Annotated in this window: 17 protein-coding genes and 1 tRNA gene; 4 read left to right on the forward strand and 14 right to left on the reverse strand. The window is 61.6% G+C overall.

Annotated features, from left to right (window positions below; genetic code table 11):
• Positions 1-105: 105 nt before the first annotated feature.
• Positions 106-1,677, reverse strand: a complete 1,572-nt coding sequence (locus ACP148_RS07970; protein WP_421950394.1) for an ABC transporter substrate-binding protein — start codon at positions 1,675-1,677, stop codon at positions 106-108.
• A 169-nt stretch (positions 1,678-1,846) separates the two neighbouring features.
• Here ACP148_RS07970 and ACP148_RS07975 point away from each other — a divergent pair, with 169 nt between their 5' ends.
• Positions 1,847-2,209: a DUF4180 domain-containing protein gene (locus ACP148_RS07975; protein WP_421950395.1), complete on the forward strand. Its 363-nt coding sequence runs from the start codon at positions 1,847-1,849 to the stop codon at positions 2,207-2,209.
• A 1-nt stretch (position 2,210) separates the two neighbouring features.
• Here ACP148_RS07975 and ACP148_RS07980 read toward each other — a convergent pair whose 3' ends face one another.
• From ACP148_RS07980 to ACP148_RS08030, 11 genes are all read right to left on the reverse strand, one after another.
• A complete protein-coding gene (locus tag ACP148_RS07980) occupies positions 2,211-3,620 on the reverse strand; it encodes an MFS transporter (protein WP_421950396.1) in 1,410 nt (469 codons plus the stop codon).
• Between the two features lie 35 nt (positions 3,621-3,655).
• Positions 3,656-4,480, reverse strand: a complete 825-nt coding sequence (locus tag ACP148_RS07985) for an MBL fold metallo-hydrolase (protein WP_421950397.1) — start codon at positions 4,478-4,480, stop codon at positions 3,656-3,658.
• Positions 4,477-5,259 carry a TatD family hydrolase gene (locus ACP148_RS07990; protein ID WP_421950398.1) on the reverse strand — a complete coding sequence of 261 codons (783 nt, stop codon included), beginning with the start codon at positions 5,257-5,259 and terminating at the stop codon, positions 4,477-4,479. Before ACP148_RS07990 ends, ACP148_RS07985 begins: the two co-directional genes overlap by 4 nt.
• Entirely contained in the window at positions 5,259-6,812 is a 1,554-nt protein-coding gene (metG, locus tag ACP148_RS07995) for a methionine--tRNA ligase (RefSeq protein WP_421950399.1), read from the reverse strand. Before metG ends, ACP148_RS07990 begins: the two co-directional genes overlap by 1 nt.
• Positions 6,813-6,819: 7 nt before the next feature.
• On the reverse strand, positions 6,820-7,851 hold the full coding sequence (locus ACP148_RS08000; protein WP_421950400.1) for an AAA family ATPase: 1,032 nt from the start codon (positions 7,849-7,851) through the stop codon (positions 6,820-6,822).
• On the reverse strand, positions 7,848-8,540 hold the full coding sequence (tmk, locus tag ACP148_RS08005; RefSeq protein WP_421950401.1) for a dTMP kinase: 693 nt from the start codon (positions 8,538-8,540) through the stop codon (positions 7,848-7,850). The genes ACP148_RS08000 and tmk overlap by 4 nt, the downstream gene beginning before the upstream one ends.
• A 53-nt stretch (positions 8,541-8,593) precedes the next feature.
• Positions 8,594-9,760: a D-alanyl-D-alanine carboxypeptidase family protein gene (locus tag ACP148_RS08010; RefSeq protein WP_421950402.1), complete on the reverse strand. Its 1,167-nt coding sequence runs from the start codon at positions 9,758-9,760 to the stop codon at positions 8,594-8,596.
• A 46-nt stretch (positions 9,761-9,806) separates the two neighbouring features.
• Positions 9,807-10,865 (reverse strand): septal ring lytic transglycosylase RlpA family protein, encoded by a 1,059-nt coding sequence (locus ACP148_RS08015; RefSeq protein WP_421950403.1) that lies wholly within the window; start codon positions 10,863-10,865, stop codon positions 9,807-9,809.
• Between the two features lie 171 nt (positions 10,866-11,036).
• Complete coding sequence (locus tag ACP148_RS08020; RefSeq protein WP_421950404.1) at positions 11,037-11,768, reverse strand: 5-oxoprolinase subunit PxpA; 732 nt, start codon at positions 11,766-11,768, stop codon at positions 11,037-11,039.
• Positions 11,756-12,658, reverse strand: a complete 903-nt coding sequence (locus ACP148_RS08025) for a biotin-dependent carboxyltransferase family protein (RefSeq protein ID WP_421950405.1) — start codon at positions 12,656-12,658, stop codon at positions 11,756-11,758. Before ACP148_RS08025 ends, ACP148_RS08020 begins: the two co-directional genes overlap by 13 nt.
• Complete coding sequence (locus ACP148_RS08030; protein WP_421950406.1) at positions 12,655-13,317, reverse strand: 5-oxoprolinase subunit B family protein; 663 nt, start codon at positions 13,315-13,317, stop codon at positions 12,655-12,657. Before ACP148_RS08030 ends, ACP148_RS08025 begins: the two co-directional genes overlap by 4 nt.
• A 101-nt stretch (positions 13,318-13,418) precedes the next feature.
• On the opposite strand from ACP148_RS08030, the gene ACP148_RS08035 reads away from it, so the two are divergent.
• The 3 genes from ACP148_RS08035 (at position 13,419) to ACP148_RS08045 (ending at position 14,325) form a co-directional block, all read left to right on the forward strand.
• The gene (locus tag ACP148_RS08035) at positions 13,419-13,622 is read left to right on the forward strand and encodes a hypothetical protein (protein ID WP_421950407.1); all 204 of its coding nucleotides are present in this window, start codon (positions 13,419-13,421) and stop codon (positions 13,620-13,622) included.
• Positions 13,623-13,716: 94 nt separating this feature from the next.
• Positions 13,717-13,947, forward strand: coding sequence for a hypothetical protein (locus ACP148_RS08040; protein ID WP_421950408.1), 231 nt, complete (start codon positions 13,717-13,719; stop codon positions 13,945-13,947).
• A gap of 132 nt (positions 13,948-14,079) precedes the next feature.
• Entirely contained in the window at positions 14,080-14,325 is a 246-nt protein-coding gene (locus tag ACP148_RS08045) for a hypothetical protein (RefSeq protein WP_421950409.1), read from the forward strand.
• 153 nt (positions 14,326-14,478) lie between these two features.
• On the opposite strand, the gene ACP148_RS08050 is transcribed toward ACP148_RS08045, so the two are convergent.
• Together ACP148_RS08050 and ACP148_RS08055 are read right to left on the reverse strand one after the other, a co-directional pair.
• Positions 14,479-14,568: transfer RNA gene (locus tag ACP148_RS08050), tRNA-Ser, on the reverse strand.
• An 80-nt stretch (positions 14,569-14,648) separates the two neighbouring features.
• Entirely contained in the window at positions 14,649-15,542 is an 894-nt protein-coding gene (locus ACP148_RS08055; RefSeq protein WP_421950410.1) for a DMT family transporter, read from the reverse strand.
• Positions 15,543-15,566: the final 24 nt, after the last annotated feature.

Below are 15,566 nucleotides of genomic sequence, written 5' to 3' on the forward strand. Positions count from 1 at the left end.
ATCGATCTGGAGTGGCCCGCAAAAGCTCGTGCGATAGCTCCAGAAAGCGCGCCAAGCCCTTCTCCTTGCGCGCCTCTTGAGAAAATCACCGCTTTCCCGGTAGCCTTAGCGATCGACAGTTACCCAGCGCAGCATGAAGAAATTGTCCGGACGTTGAACAACCGAGATACCGTCGCGTGCCGCCCAGATGAGAGGTTCTTCATAGAGCGGAACATAGGCGACCTCCTCCTGCAGAATGCCGGCAATCTCGTCGAGCATCGACTGACGCGCTTGATTGTCGAGTTCCGATTGCACCATGGGAAGCAATTGATCGATGCGGGCATTTGAGTAGCCGCCATAATTCCAGGTGCCCAAGGTATCGGTTGGGGTGTGGGCAAGGAAGCGGATCGGATGCTCGGCGTCGAAGGTGCCGGGCGACCAGCCGAGCAGATACATATCGTAATTGCCCTCGCGCAGTTCGGTCCAATAACCCGCTACCGGAATTGCTTCGAGTTGGGCGTCAAGGCCGATCTGGGCCAGCATTGCCACGATGGCCTGGCAGACCTCGGAATCATTGAGGTAGCGATCGTTCGTGCACTTGAAATTGAAGCTGAACCCGTCGGGATAACCAGCCTCGGCCAGAAGGTCGGCTGCCCGCTCGAGATCGAATTCCGGACGGGCGGCGTGTTCCTCCGAGTAGCCCGACAGGCCGGCGGGCTGAAGCTGGCTGGCCGGCTTGGCGAGGCCGTTCATAAGGATTTGATCGATGGCATCGACGTCGACGGCGTGCGCCACGGCTTCGCGCACCAGCACGTCCTGAAAGGGATTGCCCTCGACCGACGCATCGCCAAAATACAGCGTGTCCTTGTCGTGACCGAAGCCGAGCATGATGACGCGGGCCTCGATCCCCTCAAAGATCGTTATGCCCTCACTGGCCCGCAGACGGTCAACGTCCTGAACCGGGACAGAAGCCAGCATGTCCACCTCATTGGAAACAAGGGCGGCAATGGCGGTTGCCGCCGAGCTGATGGGATTGAAGATGGCTTCGGTGATGTTGTGCTCGGGGGTATCCCACCAGTCCGGGTTCGGCACCAAGCTCGTTTCGACCCCGGGTTCCCGATCGACAAGCATGAAGGGTCCAGTGCCATTGGTCTCCAAGGTAGCGGCGGTCTGCTGGTCGCGGGCCGGAGCGGTCGAGCCGTTGGCCTCTGCCCAGTCGCGATCCATCATCATCCAGTTGGCGATGGAGTCCGGGAAAATCGGATTTGGCGCCGTGAGCACGATGTCAACGGTGAGATCGTCCACCACCCGAACTTCGGATACGGGTGCGAACCATGACCGAACGTCCGACTGTTCGGAGATTCCACGCTCATAGGAAAACAGGACATCGTCGGCGCTGAAGGTCGAACCGTCGTGAAACCTCACGCCGTCGCGCAAGTGGAAGCGCCAACCGTCTTCATCCTGAAGCGGTTCCCAATCGGTGGCCAGCGAGGGCTCCAGTGACATGTCCTTGCCGCGCCGGACCAACCCTTCGTAGACATTGTTGAGAAACGAGGTGACTGGCGCCAGATTGGCCGCATGGGGATCCATGGTCGATGGATCGGTGGTTGCCGACCAGCGAAAGGTTTCGGCGTTGGCAACGCTGGCCATGCCGATTGTGGCCAACAGCATGCCGGCAACAAGCCCAAATCTGGTCATCTCATGCTCCTTGCCAACAACCCGCATTTGCAGATTGCTGGAGTTTCGCCCACCAGGCAATTGCTGTGACGCATTTGTTACGCAACGGGCGAAGCCTTTGCGGCCGGACACTACCCCAGAAATCAGGGGTCTGATACAAGGGCGCCTGTTTCACCGCGAGGCCAGGCGAATGCTCCGTACCGCTACCAAAATCGCCAAGTTGAATGTTTTCGTTCTCGATGCCTCCCATGATCTGCCGGCTGCGACTGTGGCCAATGATCTGATTGGGTTGGCGTGGGAGCAAGAGGTGGAAATCGTTGCTGTGCCGACCGGCTGCTTGCCGGAGGAGGTTTTCGACCTGCGCTCGGGGCTTCTGGGTGAAATCGCCCAGAAAGCGGCCAATTATCGCATCAGGATCGTCATTGTCGGGGATGTCTCGGGCCATGTGGCGGCGAGCAAGGCGTTCCACGACTATCTCTATGAGACCAACAAGGGACTGACGCTCTGGTTTGCGGAAGACATCGCGGCGCTTGAAGCGCGGCTCGGCCGGTGATTCAGGAAGGTTCCGAGCGCCCTGCCCTGTCTTTGCCGATCGTTGCAGTCGCGGCCAGTGCGCTGATGAAGGCCAGGACGGCTGCCGCGGCCATGATCCAGCGATAGGATGTGCGCAGGGCTTCAGGTGGAAGCGCTGCCAGATCGGAACCGCCGAAGGCAAAGCCGAGTGCGGCGACGGCAACGAGGCCACCGACGCGCGAGGCAGCGTTGTTGATGCCCGAGGCGGTGCCACCGGCATCGTCGGGTGCCGCATCAAAGACAGCAGTGGTGAGCGGTGCGACGGTTATCGTCATGCCCACCCCGATGATGACAAGACCCGGGAAAAAGGCCAGCCAATAGCCGCCCAAATCGACAATCAGGGCTAGTACGACATAACCAGCGCCGGTCGTCGCGGGACCGGCGATCAGCATGATGCGGGTGCCGATGCGCTTGGCAAGCGCCCCCGCATAACGCGAGCCCAGGCCGAGCAGGATAGAGAATGGCAGAAGCGCGGCGCCGGCCATGGCCGCGCTATAGCCGTTTGCATAGATCAGCACGAAAGGCAGGATGAACAGCGAGCCTGAAAGCGAGGCGTAGAGCGTTATGGTGAGCAGGTTTGCGCCGGAAAACTGGCTGTTGGCAAACATCGACATGGGCACGAGCGGCTCATTGGCGCGGCGCTCGATGAAGAAAAAGCCGATCGCAAAGGGAATTGAGGCGGCAATGGCAAGGCCGCCGAAGGCTGTGTTGCCCTCCCCTGCCGTGATGAGGCCGTAAGAGAGCAGACCAAGCCCGGCAACCATGGCGATGGTGCCGGCAATGTCGAAATCGCGATACGTGCGGCCAGCGGTTGCCGTGGCGACGCGCCAGCCCATGGCCAGTGCTGCGGCGGCGATGGGGATATTGATATAGAAGATGGCGCGCCAGCCGATCGTGTCGACAAGCCAACCTCCGAACGGTGGGCCGAGCGCTGTGGTCAGAGCGCCAACGGCGGCCCATGTGCCGATGGCCTTGCCGCGCGCTTCGCCCGTAAAGGCCGAGCCGATCAGCGCCAGACTCGATGGAACAAGGAAAGCCGCGGCGACGCCCTGGACAATCCGCGCAACGACCAGAGCGAGTGGAGACGGGGCGAGGGCGCATGCGATTGAAGCAATGGCAAAGCCGACAAGGCCGAACAGGAAGATCCGGCGCTGGCCGAAACGATCGCCGATGGTGCCGCCGAGCAGGATGAGACTGCCGAGCATGAGCATATAGCCATTGACCACCCATTGGGCGGTCGCAAGGCCCGCATCGAGATCGGACTGGATGGCCGGCAAAGCCACATTGACGACCGAGCCGTCGATAAAGCCCAGGCTGGACCCCAAAATCGTGGCCGGGAGCACCCAGCGCGTGTCGCGAATGGCGGTTTCAGCACTGTCGGGATTGCTCATGGCGGGCACTCGCGTGGGAGCAGACCGTAGCGGTCCTAAAGCGCGATGTCGATCTCCATGCCGTCGAAGGCAGGCGCTACGTGATCCGGCGTTTCGGCTGCGAGGGTGACGTAGTCCATATCGACGTGAAGATTGGTGAGAATTGAATTCTGAGGCTGGTGCGTTTCGATCAACGCAAGAGCCTGCTCAAGGTTGATATGGCTTGGATGGGGCGTGTAACGCAGGGCGTCCAGCACCCACGTGTCGAGATTGTCAACTGCCCAATGGGACGTTTCGGGAATGCCCGAAAGATCGCAGGAATAGGCGAATTTACCTATACGGAAACCGAGCGAGGTGATCGACCCATGCTGCTGCTCGAAGGGCTTTAACGTTATGGAGCCCCCTGCTCCGCCGATGATTACTTCCTCGCCGTCAGCAATGGAGTTCGTATTGAGGATGGGCGGGTACGAGCTGTTTTGGGGGGCTGTAAAGCAATAGCCGAATGCCTCGCGCAGGCGGACTTCGGTTGCGATCGACATATAGGCATCGACACGGCGCTTGGCGTTGAGCGCCAGGACGCGCAGATCGTCAATGCCATGGGTATGGTCGGCGTGCTCGTGGGTGAAAAGCACCGCATCGATTTCCGGCACATGCGCGGCGAGCATCTGTTCGCGCAAATCGGGCCCTGCATCGATGAGAACACGGGTGACGCCATCGGTGTCGTCGCGTGTGCCGGTGACCAGCAGTGCACAGCGCAGGCGCCGGTTTTTGGGATTTTCAGGGTCGCAGGCGCCCCAGACATTGCCGATACGCGGGACGCCGCCAGACGAACCGCAGCCCAGGATGCGGGCGGTCAGCCGGGTGGCGGGCTTGTCGGTCATACGGCCAGCCCTGTCTTGGAAAACAGGCGGGCGAAATTGCGGGTGGATTGCTCGGCGATGGTCTCGAATGGGATGCCGCGCAGTTCGGCAAGTTTTTCAGCGGTATGGCGCACGAAGGCGGGTTGGTTGGGTTTGCCGCGATGGGGCACCGGCGCGAGGTATGGAGCGTCGGTTTCCACGAGGAAGCGATCCTCGGGGACGAATCTGGCGACCTCCTGGATTTCGGTGGCGTTCTTGAAGGTCACTATGCCGGAAAAGGAGACGTAACCCCCCAGCGCCAGGCCGCGGCGCGCCAGTTCGACGCCTGACGAGAAGCAATGCAGGACGAAGGGGAATGCCCCCTGCCCGGTTTCTTCCTCGAGTATGGCGATCATGTCGTCATCGGCGGCGCGGGCGTGGATGACCAAGGGCAGCCCGGTCTGTCGGGCGGCAGCGATGTGGGTGCGGAAACCCTGGGCCTGCGCGTCGCGGGGCGAGGAATCGTAATGATAGTCGAGGCCCGCTTCGCCGATGGCGACGCATTTCGGATGCAGCGATAAAGCGATTATTTCATCTATGCTTATGTCGAGTTCTTCATGCGCATTATGCGGATGAGTGCCGACTGAACAGAAGACGTTATCATGCTTTTCGGCAATGGCCAGTAGGGTCTCGAAGCGGCGGATGCGGGTCGAGATGGTGACGCAATGGCTGACGCCATTGTCGAGTGCGCGCGAAAGGACGCCGTCGATATCGTCGGCCAGCACGTCGAAATCGAGATGGCAGTGGCTATCGACAAGCATCAGGCCGCGCCTTCGTCCTTTTCCACATAGCGGGGAAAGACGCCCTCCGGCGGCGGCAGCGCGGTGCCGGGGACGAGACGCCCATAGGAACCGAGTTGCTCGAAGGAGCGGCCTTCGGCGTGGAGAGCCAGAAGGTCGAGCAGTTTTTCACTCGATGCCGGCATGACCGGTTGGGCGAGAATGGCGACCTGACGCACCACCTCGATGGTGACGTAGAGCACGGTGTCCATGCGGGCCGGATCGGTTTTGCGCAGCGCCCAGGGCTCCTGCCCCGCGAAATAGCGGTTGGCATCTGCCACCACCTGCCAGACGGCATTGAGCATCTGGTGGATGGCCTGATCGTCCATCGCCTTGCGCGAGGTTTCGAGCAGGGCGTCTGCGGCAGAAAGGATCGCGCTGTCCTCGGCGGACAATTCGCCGGGGGTGGGAACCTGCCCGTCGCAGTTTTTCGCAACCATCGAGAGCGAGCGCTGGGCGAGATTGCCCAGATCGTTGGCAAGGTCGGCGTTGATGCGGTTGACGATGGCTTCGTGATTGTACGAGCCGTCGCTGCCGAACGAGACTTCGCGCAGGAAATAATAACGCATGGCGTCGAGGCCATATTTCGCGACGAGTTCGAAAGGATCGACGACGTTGCCGACCGACTTGCTCATCTTCTCGCCGCGATTAAACAGGAAGCCGTGGGCGAAAACGCGTTTGGGCAGCTCAATATCGGCGCTCATGAGGAAGGCAGGCCAATAGACGGCGTGGAAGCGCACGATATCCTTACCGATCATGTGAATATCGGCGGGCCAGTATTTCCAGCGCTCGGCGCTCTGCTCGGGGTATCCGGCGGCGGTGATGTAGTTGGTCAGGGCATCGACCCAGACATACATGATGTGCTTGGGGTCGTTGGGCACGGGAACGCCCCAATCGAAGGTCGTGCGCGAGATCGAGAGGTCGCGCAGGCCCGATTTAACGAAGCTGGCGACTTCGTTGCGTCGTTCGGCGGGCAGAATGAAACCGGGCTTGGCCTGGTAGTGGGCCAGAAGCTTGTCGCCATAGGCCGAGAGGCGGAAGAAATAGCTTTCTTCCTCGACCCATTCGACGGGCGAGCCGAGCGGTTCGCGGCGGACGCCATCCTCGCCGACGGTGGTTTCCTTTTCGTCGAAAAAGGCTTCCTGACGGACCGAATACCAGCCGGAATAGGAATCGAGGTAGATATCGCCCTTTTCGACCATTCTGTTCCAGATGGCCTGCGAAGCGGCATGATGGCGCTCTTCGGTGGTGCGGATATAGTCGTCGTAGGAAATGTTGAGGGTCGCCCACAAATCCTTGAAGGCCTGAGAGTTTTTCGTCGCCAGTTCGAGCGGGGTAATCCCCTCTTTTTCCGCGGTCTGCTGCATCTTCTGACCGTGCTCGTCGGTGCCGGTCAGAAAGAACACGTCCTTGCCGTCCAGCCGGTGAAAGCGCGCGATGACGTCGCTGGCGATGGCGGTATAGGCATGGCCGATATGGGGGACGCCGTTGGGGTAAAAGATCGGCGTGGTGATGTAGAAGGTCGGGCGGCTCATAGGAAAATCAGCTCACGGGCGTGGTTCTGCGCACATGGTCGCGCAGGAAATCAAAGACTGCGACCAGCGTCTGGCGCCGGTCAAGATTGTAGATATCGGCATCGGCGATAAGAGCGTTGGCCTTCTCCCACAGGCCATTGGCCGAAGCAAGGCGGAAACGTGCGGCACGGCCTGCGCGGGCGGCGGTTTCGGCCTCGGCTGCGAGCCAGTCGCGGATCATGTCCTGGGCAAAGCCCAATTCGGCCCCTTTGGATGCGGCAAGTCCATCGGCGATCTTGAGATGGGCGCGGGTGGGATGGCTCGCGGGGCTTTTCAGCCAGGTCTGGAGCGCGTCGAGAACGTCGCCTTCCTCGAGCATGAGCGATTCAAAGCCTCGGCGCGGGCGACCGGCGGCAAAGCTCACAGCACGGGAGACATCTTCGGACGTCAGCTCAGGGCGGAGCCGCGAGATCACGGTGGCGGTATCGGGATCGGTGAGCGGGCGCAGGCCAAAGCTCTGGCAGCGCGAGCGGATGGTGGCCAGCATGCCGCCGGGCCGATGGGAAAGCACGATGAACATGGTGTCGGCGGGCGGTTCTTCGAGGGTCTTGAGCAGCGCATTGGCCGAGTTGATGTTGCAATCGTCCACGCTGTCGATGATGGCGATGCGGTAGCCCGCCCTGCCCCGCGTCTGGTGCAGGGAATCGCGCATTGCGCGCACGTCGTCGACGCGGATGGCCGAATAGTATTTTTCGGAATTGGCGGGATCGGTGGAGCGACGCAGCAAAAACAGGTTCGGGTGCGAGAGCGCAGCGACCTGGGCGCTTATTCTTTCTTCGGACTCGTCGGAGGTGCGCGAGAGAAGCTGACGGGCGATCTCGAAGGCGAAGGTCGCCTTGCCGATGCCGCGCGGGCCGTGCAGCAGGACGGCGCTTGGCACGCGGTTGCGCTCCAGCGCATTCAAAAGCGAGGCATGCGCCTCGCCATGGCCTACAAGCGTGCCGAACTCAGGTGCGGGCACGTTGGCGATCTGGTCGGCTTCGCGACGTTCGACACTCACCCCGCCAATCCTTCCCGGGCCAGATCAGGAAAATGATCGAGCACGGCCCGCCAGATGGCTTCGGTGAGCACGTTCTCCTCGGTATCGGCCGAGAGGACGACGCAGCGGCCGGGATTGGTAATGGCGATGGCGAGGAAATTGTCGCGCAGGCGGCGATGGAAGGCGAGATCCTCCTTCTCGAAACGGTCGGCGATGGCGGGCATGCCATCTTCGGCGGCGCGTTTGCGGACGCGCTCGAAGGCGATGTCGGGGTCCATGTCCAGAATTATCGTCAGATCGGGTGTGTGACCGTTAAGCGCCAGATGTTCCAGCGCGTCGATCAGCTTGTCGTCGACCCCGCCGGTCAGCCCTTGATAGGCGCGGGTGGAATCGGCGAAGCGGTCGCAAATGACCCACTTTCCTTCGGCCAGCGACGGCGCGATCAGCTGGTTCACATGATCGAGGCGGGCGGACGCAAACAGCACGGCCTCGGCGCCGACGCCCCAGCTTTCGGGCTTGCCCTGCAGGATGAAGGAGCGGACGGCCTCGGCCTTGGGGGTTCCGCCAGGTTCGCGGGTGCGGACAACCGAAATGCCGAGTTCGGACAGGCGTTCGGCAAGTCGGCGCACCTGGGTGGACTTGCCCACGCCCTCGCCACCCTCGAACGTGATGAATCGGGGTGTGATCGATCGGTGCTGGTCTGCCGCCATCGTGTCCGTATCAAATCCTGTTGCGGCCGCCGGATCGGCGCAGTTTGCGTTGTTCAGAACCAGCCGAACGCCAGTTCCCAAAGCGCATCTGTTGCCCGGCGTACGATATCACCTTGTTCGACAGCTTCTGCCGCGTAGAGCGGAGCGGTCTGAATGATCTGGTCATCGCAAAGTATGTTGAGTTGCGCAAGCCTGTCGCCGGCACGAACCGGGGGAAGGATGGGCGCGGCATAGGTGATGCTGGCCGAAAGGCAGCGGCGGTTGCCGCGAGGGAGGTAGATATCGATGCTGCCTTCACCGATCAGACCGACACTGGCCTGCTCGCCCCCATAGACGCTGGCCCGCCCTACAATTGCGCCATTGTCGAAAGCGGGGATGCGCTCGAAGCTGCGGGCACCCCAGGTGATAAGCGCCCGCGCCTGCTCGTTGCGCTGGTTGACGCTGTCCATGCCGTGCAGCACGGCCACAAGACGACGGCCTCCTTCCGTGGTCGAGGCGGCGATGCCATAGCCGGCAGCTTCGGTGTGGCCGGTCTTGAGGCCATCGACCCCGATGCCCAAGCCCAGCAGGCCATTTCGATTGGACTGGCGGATATTGTTCCAGGTGAACTCCTCGATGGCAAAGACCGGATAGTAATCGGGGAACTCGCGGATGATGTAGCGGGCCAGATTGGCCAAATCGCGGGCCGTTACGTACATATCGGGATCGGGCAGACCGCTGGCGTTGGTGAAATGGGAGTCGGTGAGACCGATTTCGTCGGCGAATTCGTTCATGATGTCGGCAAAAACCGACTCGCTGCCCGCGATGCCTTCAGCCAGGGCGATAGAAGCATCGTTGCCCGACTGGATGATGACCGAGTGCAACAGATCATCGACGCTGATCTGAGAGCCCAGTTCCGCGAACATCGCCGAGCCGCCCGAGGGCGCGCCGCCGGTACGCCAGGCATGTTCGGAGATGAAGAACTGATCGGTAAGGTTGAGCGCGCCACGTTTGACCATGTCGAGGACGACAGCGATGGTCATCAGTTTGGCCATACTGGCCGGCTCGATCCTTGCGTCGGCTTCTTTCTGAAACAGGACAGTGCCCGATTCATGGTCGACCAGAATGGCGTATGGAGCACTGGTATCGAAATCGAGCTGGGCACTGGCAGGGCCGGCCAGAGCAGCCAGGACGGCCAGTCCGACGAGCACTATGCGGAAGGCATGTTCCAGACGAACCATGAAGCCGGCCGCGCTGCGGCGCCCCTTTTTGTTAAGCCTTGTTCCATCAATACAAAATCGGCGACGACAAGCCAAGTGAGCTTGCCAGATCCATCGCGTCGATTTCGCTCACACCTTCGCGAAGATGGGTGAGCATGAGATGTGTCACCGCCTGATCGCCCTGCACCAGCGTTGTGGTATCGACGGCCCCAAGGACGGCGAACCGAGTGGCAATGTCTCGGGCCACCGCTTCGTCATTGAAGGTGCCAAGCGCCATGCGGATTGGCGTGCCGCTGGGCCCAGATGCCGTTTCAAGGCTCGTCGCGCCAGCATAGGACAGGACCTGGAACGGAATGTATTGGGGCGCTACAATGCTTCCGGCAGCCTCCGACGCGGTTGCGGGACGAGGAACGGGCGTAGGTGCCACGGAGGCTCCGACCTGGGGCGGCGCCGTATTGGCGACCTGCACCGGTTCCTGGTAAGCCATGCGCGTGTTGTTCTGGATCTCGTATGGCGTCAATTGATTGATCGAGGCGACGAGAAATTTCGTATCGTCGCCATTGAGCGGAGCCGGTCCGATATATTGCACGCGGACATTTGCCGTGCCCTGCTGCTGGAAGCCAAGGACTTCGGCGGCGCGACGCGAAAGATCGACAGTACGCTCGTAGGAAAACGGGCCACGATCATTGATCCGAACGATGGTCGATGCGCCATTTGAGGTATTTGTGACACGCACATAGGACGGCAGGGGCAGCGTGGGGTGGGCACCCGAGAGTGCATACATGTCAAAGATTTCGCCATTGGCGGTAAGACGACCGTGAAAGGCGGGGCCGTACCAGGAGGCGCGGCCGGTCACGTCGAGATCGGGTTGTTCACGCGGAACGAAACTGTTGCCTGCCACCGTATAGGGCTGGCCGACCATATAGCGCCCACCGCCCTTGGGAACATTGCGTGACGTGGTGACTCGCGGCGACGCTTTGACGCCCATCGAGGATTCGGAGAAAAATTCATTGCCTGCAAAGAGGTCGGCACCACTGCACCCGGCCAGCAGCACGGCGGCGGCCACGGATGTGCCGAGGGCGGCAAAGAGAGAACGGCGGCGCGCCGATCCGATACTCGAGCTCATACAATCTGACCCAATACCAACAAGATTGTCGTGCTTTCGAACCGCAAGATGGGTTCGACTTTTGCGGAAAGCACTCCCCAGGATTTGGGTGCTTTTCTGCTTCGAACCTCCCAAAAACCATAGGTTTGTGTAGGTTTTCTTAACGCAACGGCAATCTTGCGGCGTGAGCCGCTACATCAGGCCACGAGATTTCAGGGCATCGCGCACCGCACGGGCATGCTCGAGGGCCCCGGGAGTGTCGCCATGCAGGCAGATCGAACGGGCGTTCGATTTGATGATCGCACCATCGATCGCGACGATTTCTCCTTGCTCGGCGAGTCGAAGGCACTGGGCGACGACGGCATCGGTTTCTTCCAGAACGCTGCCGGGGAGGCTGCGCGCGGCAAGCAATCCGTCCGGCGTGTAAGCGCGATCGGCATAGGCTTCGGCGATGACCGGAAGGCCGAGTTGGCGGGCGATTCTCTCCTGGGCCGAAGCCGCCAGGGCGAGAATGGCCATTCCGGGATGATGCCAGCCGACGCCTGCGAAGATGGTGTGGGAAAGCGCCTCATCCTCCGCGGCCATATTGGCAAGAGCACCGTGGAGCTTGAGGTAGGCGATGGACGCCGCCTCCTCCGCCGCGACGGCCGCGAGGCGGGCTATCTGGGCCAGAACCTGATCGCGGATCGCTTCGTTGGGCAGATCGAGGCGACGACGCCCGAAATTGTCAGGATCCTCAAAACCGGGATGGGCGCCGATGCGGACGCCATTGGCCAGCGCGCCACGGATGGCGGCGCGCATGGTCTGCTCGTTGCCGGCATGGCCGCCACAGGCGATCGAGGCGCTGGTGACGATTTCGAGCATGGCGAGGTCGTCGCCTGTGCCCTCGCCCAGATCGGCGTTGAGATCGATCAGTTCTGCCATCTGGCGATCCTGTGCGCGTGCGCGACGGTGACCGGCTCGAAGCGCACCATCTTGCCCGCGCGTATTTGGGCGAAGCGATCAAGGTCTGCGTCGATCACCGTGCCGATGCGTGGATAGCCACCGGTCGGCTGATTATCGCGCATAAGGACGATCGGTGTCCCATCGCCGAGAATCTGGATATCGCCGGGCACCACGGCGTCGGAGACGAGGTTGAGCAGCTTTGCATCGGCGAAGACCGCCCCCGTGTCGTCGAGCCGGACGCCCATGCGGTCCATGCGGGCCGATATGCGGAAATCGGCCGAAGCGAAGGCCGCACGGATGGTGTCGGAAAACATGTCGGCGTGAACGCCCCAGATAAAACGGATCGGGTCTTCGGATGCGAACGTTTCGAGGGGCGCCGGTTCGGTTTGCGGGTCGGTCAATGCGTTAAGATCGAGCTCGTCGCCGACGGCGAGCATACGGCCATGAAGGCCGCCCAACCCCACCGTCGCGTTGGTGGATCGGCTGCCGAGAACCAGCGGGACACCGATTTCCGCTGCAAGGCGCAGATAGGCATAATTGCCGCTCGGGCCCGGTTTTATGGAGATTTTGGTGTTTTCGACAAGTTCGATGCGGGCGGGCCAAGGGTGAGCCCCGCCATCGACAGTCAGCGCAAATGTGCCGCCAGCTACCCCAGCCGTGAGAGGCGTTCCCTGATAGGTGAAATCGAGGCCAAGAGGCCCGATCTCGATCGCGGCGCCGCATGGCTGTTCGGTCATGGTCGCGGCCAGTGCATAGCCGGTGCGGTCCATGGGACCCGAAGCACCTATGCCGTGAGCGAAAAGTCCGGGCCGCCCCCTATCCTGGATTGTGGTCATCGGGCTGACGCGGGTGAGGATGATGCGGCTCATCGGGCAGCCTCGAAGGCGATCTTGTCCCCTGCGCGTAGTTGCGTGGGCGGGGACGCAGCGGGGTTGAAGTTGATGAGGCTGGTTCGCCCGATAACCGCCCAGCCGGTGGGCACGGGGGTGGCGGCGACGGCTGTCTGGCGAGCGGCGAAAAGGATGCTGCCGGGCGGAACCGAGCGCCTGACCGTTTCGCGGCGTGGTACAAGGAGGTCGTCCGGGTGCATGCCGCAATAGACAAACCCCGGGGCAAAGCCGACGGCGAGAACGTCCAGTGGCTCGGCCCTGTGGGCATCGATAAAGGCGGGAACCGTCAGCCCTAAGGCGCTCGCCACGGCCGCGATATCGGGACCGTCCTCGCCGCCATAGGTAATCGCTATTGTGTGGCGGACCGATTGCGCGTCGTCATGCCGGGCCCGATCCAAGAGCCTCAATTCGCCGCAGAGAGAGGCATAGCCGATGCGCCGGGGGTCATAGCGAACCAGAACCGAGACAAGGTTGGGGACGATTTCGACGACGCCGGGAATTGGGCTGGCTTCGAGGTTTCTTGCGAAGGCGACAGCGGCCGCGTTGGCTTTCAGGTCGAGGCGGTCGGCAAAGCGCACGAGAACGCCGCTGTCGCCGAGCGGCATGAGTGTGGGAACGATCTCGATAACGCTGTCCATTGCGTGTCCCTGCCCTTTATCCAACGCCTGTCAGGGCGTAGCCGGGTGTGCTTGCATTGGCAAGTCAAACACGACACGATGACCATAGGGATGGAGGCACCATGCGGATTTTCATAATTGCGGCCAGTCTCGTCGTTCTGGTTGTCACCTTACTGACGCTTGGGCTTTCGGCCGCCGAGTTCGGATTCGTCATGCTCGGGGGCGCTCTGGTGGTCGCAGTCGTGATGTATATCATCACGCGCCGGCGCTATCAGCGCATGCCCGACAGCGACAAGGATGATCGCGAGCCTCCAAGCCTTCCCTAGAGATTGACCGGGCCGGGCGCGATTTATTCAATTTTTTCGCAATGCGTTTGCCGGGTTTTGGCATCTCGATGGTGAAATAGGCGCCATGAAGCACATGACATCAGAAACATTGCAGCAGCGGGCCGTGTGCGGCCAGGCCGAAGCGGTTCTTGAAAATCTAGGCCGCTCCCAGAGTCTGCCAAGCTGCCTGAGCCTGTCGATCGAGGAAATCATCGAGGGGGCGTGGGAGCTTGCCTATCGCCGCAATGGCTGTGAGAGCGATGGCAATGTGGTCGTGGTGCCCCAATGGGCTTTCCGCCACAAGGGTGCGGCCGATCCGCGTTAGCCGTTTTGCCGGTCATGAACGCTGAGTTTGCCCGGACATCATTGGGTCAAGGGATCATGCAAGAAAGGCTGGAAAATTTCCACCTTTCAGGGCATAGGATCGACATCTGACCGGTTGATGAGACGGATCCAAATGAGAGTTTTTGCTGCCGCGCTTTGCCTGTCCGTTCTGGCCGGATGTTCGTCTGCCTCCCAAGGAGGCCCGGAGCTTGACGTCAGCCAGAAGATCAAGGTCGAGTGCGTGTCGAGCAATTTCGAGCCCAATGGCTGCACGACTTCGCATGAGTTGGGAATTGCCGCCACGCTGTCCACAAATCAGGGCGCCCTGCCCAGTGCTGCGGATCTGCGAGCGCCAGGGGCGGGTGAATCCGAATTCTAGACCTGCCCGGACCTTCCTCAGGATACTCTGCCATCTCCGGCTAAAAAATCGAGCGGCGCCCTGGCGCGTGACGGCAGCGGGCCGCCCTGCCCCGATATCATCTGGAACGGTAAAGCCGGCAAGTCGGGCGCGCCATTGTGTAAGGTGGAGCAATGGCGGGTGGGGGGAGATTCGAACTCCCGAGACGCTCTCACGCCCGCCGGTTTTCAAGACCGGTGCAATCAACCACTCTGCCACCCACCCGTTGAGCGCCGCAAACCCTCGAAAGAGGGCTGGCTGATCGAAACGCGGTTTAGCTGTTCGGCGCGGGGCTGTCCAGAGGATCAAACCACAGTTATGGGCGGCTTGGGCCTGGGACGGATAATCATGTCCTTGGATGCCAACATGGCGCCGCCGGTTATGAGCACGCAGGCAATGGCGATCGGGAGGGTCAGGGCGCCGATGCCGAAAACGATCAGCAGCAGGGTCGAAAGCAGCGGTGCCGCATAGCTGGCGGCACCGAGGACCTGAATGTTGCCGTGCTTGACGCCATAGTCCCACACAAAAAACGCCCCACCGACCGGCATCAGGCCCATGCCGAGCACTGCCAGCCATTGGACGGTGTTGGCGGGCATGACGGTTTCCTCAAGCGCGATATGACAGGCAAGCGAGAGCAGAGCAGCGGCGGCGCAGTACCAGGTGACCATACGCGTGGGCACCTGGGAAAAGCGTCGGGAGACAAGGGAATAGCTGGCCCAGGTTATGGCCGCCAGGACGCCGATGCCGTATCCGAAAACATATTCCGCCTCAAAGGCGAAGCGACCGCCGTCGGAGACGATCAGCACCGTTCCTATCAACCCCAGCAGGGCACCGGCCACGTGGTGCCAGCGCAGGCCCTCCCCCGGCATCAGCGACGAACCGAGCACGATCAGCAGCGGCCAGAGATAGTTTATGAGGTTGGCCTCGATGACCGGGGCGTTCCGCACGGCCGTGAAGTAGAAGAAGTGGTAGCCGAACAGGCCCGCGATACCGACCACCCATGCGGCAAGCGGGACTTTGGCGCCGGGGGCGCGAGGCTTGCCACGACGGCTGGTCGCCACGAGGCCAACCAGTGTAGCCACGGCGAAGGAAAAGGCGCACAAAAGGAATGGCGGCACCGCGCCCGACAAGCTCGAAAACAACGCCAGCAGCGACCACATGAGGATCGCGGAGAAACCGATCAGCGTTGCACGAACCACCGCTATTTCCTCTATCCCGTCACG

Origin of the sequence: Pelagibacterium sp. (genome assembly GCF_965249125.1) — a bacterium.
Classification (GTDB): Bacteria; Pseudomonadota; Alphaproteobacteria; order Rhizobiales; family Devosiaceae; genus Pelagibacterium.

Excerpts from the sequence above, each read along its gene's own strand:
- ACP148_RS07970 (WP_421950394.1), bottom strand. The coding sequence starts at position 1,677 with ATGACCAGATTTGGGCTTGTTGCCGGCATGCTGTTGGCCACAATCGGC.
- ACP148_RS07975 (WP_421950395.1), top strand. The coding sequence starts at position 1,847 with ATGCTCCGTACCGCTACCAAAATCGCCAAGTTGAATGTTTTCGTTCTC.
- ACP148_RS07980 (WP_421950396.1), bottom strand. The coding sequence starts at position 3,620 with ATGAGCAATCCCGACAGTGCTGAAACCGCCATTCGCGACACGCGCTGG.
- ACP148_RS07985 (WP_421950397.1), bottom strand. The coding sequence starts at position 4,480 with ATGACCGACAAGCCCGCCACCCGGCTGACCGCCCGCATCCTGGGCTGC.
- ACP148_RS07990 (WP_421950398.1), bottom strand. The coding sequence starts at position 5,259 with ATGCTTGTCGATAGCCACTGCCATCTCGATTTCGACGTGCTGGCCGAC.
- metG (WP_421950399.1), bottom strand. The coding sequence starts at position 6,812 with ATGAGCCGCCCGACCTTCTACATCACCACGCCGATCTTTTACCCCAAC.
- tmk (WP_421950401.1), bottom strand. The coding sequence starts at position 8,540 with ATGGCGGCAGACCAGCACCGATCGATCACACCCCGATTCATCACGTTC.
- ACP148_RS08010 (WP_421950402.1), bottom strand. The coding sequence starts at position 9,760 with ATGGTTCGTCTGGAACATGCCTTCCGCATAGTGCTCGTCGGACTGGCC.
- ACP148_RS08015 (WP_421950403.1), bottom strand. The coding sequence starts at position 10,865 with ATGAGCTCGAGTATCGGATCGGCGCGCCGCCGTTCTCTCTTTGCCGCC.
- ACP148_RS08020 (WP_421950404.1), bottom strand. The coding sequence starts at position 11,768 with ATGGCAGAACTGATCGATCTCAACGCCGATCTGGGCGAGGGCACAGGC.
- ACP148_RS08025 (WP_421950405.1), bottom strand. The coding sequence starts at position 12,658 with ATGAGCCGCATCATCCTCACCCGCGTCAGCCCGATGACCACAATCCAG.
- ACP148_RS08030 (WP_421950406.1), bottom strand. The coding sequence starts at position 13,317 with ATGGACAGCGTTATCGAGATCGTTCCCACACTCATGCCGCTCGGCGAC.
- ACP148_RS08035 (WP_421950407.1), top strand. The coding sequence starts at position 13,419 with ATGCGGATTTTCATAATTGCGGCCAGTCTCGTCGTTCTGGTTGTCACC.
- ACP148_RS08040 (WP_421950408.1), top strand. The coding sequence starts at position 13,717 with ATGACATCAGAAACATTGCAGCAGCGGGCCGTGTGCGGCCAGGCCGAA.
- ACP148_RS08045 (WP_421950409.1), top strand. The coding sequence starts at position 14,080 with ATGAGAGTTTTTGCTGCCGCGCTTTGCCTGTCCGTTCTGGCCGGATGT.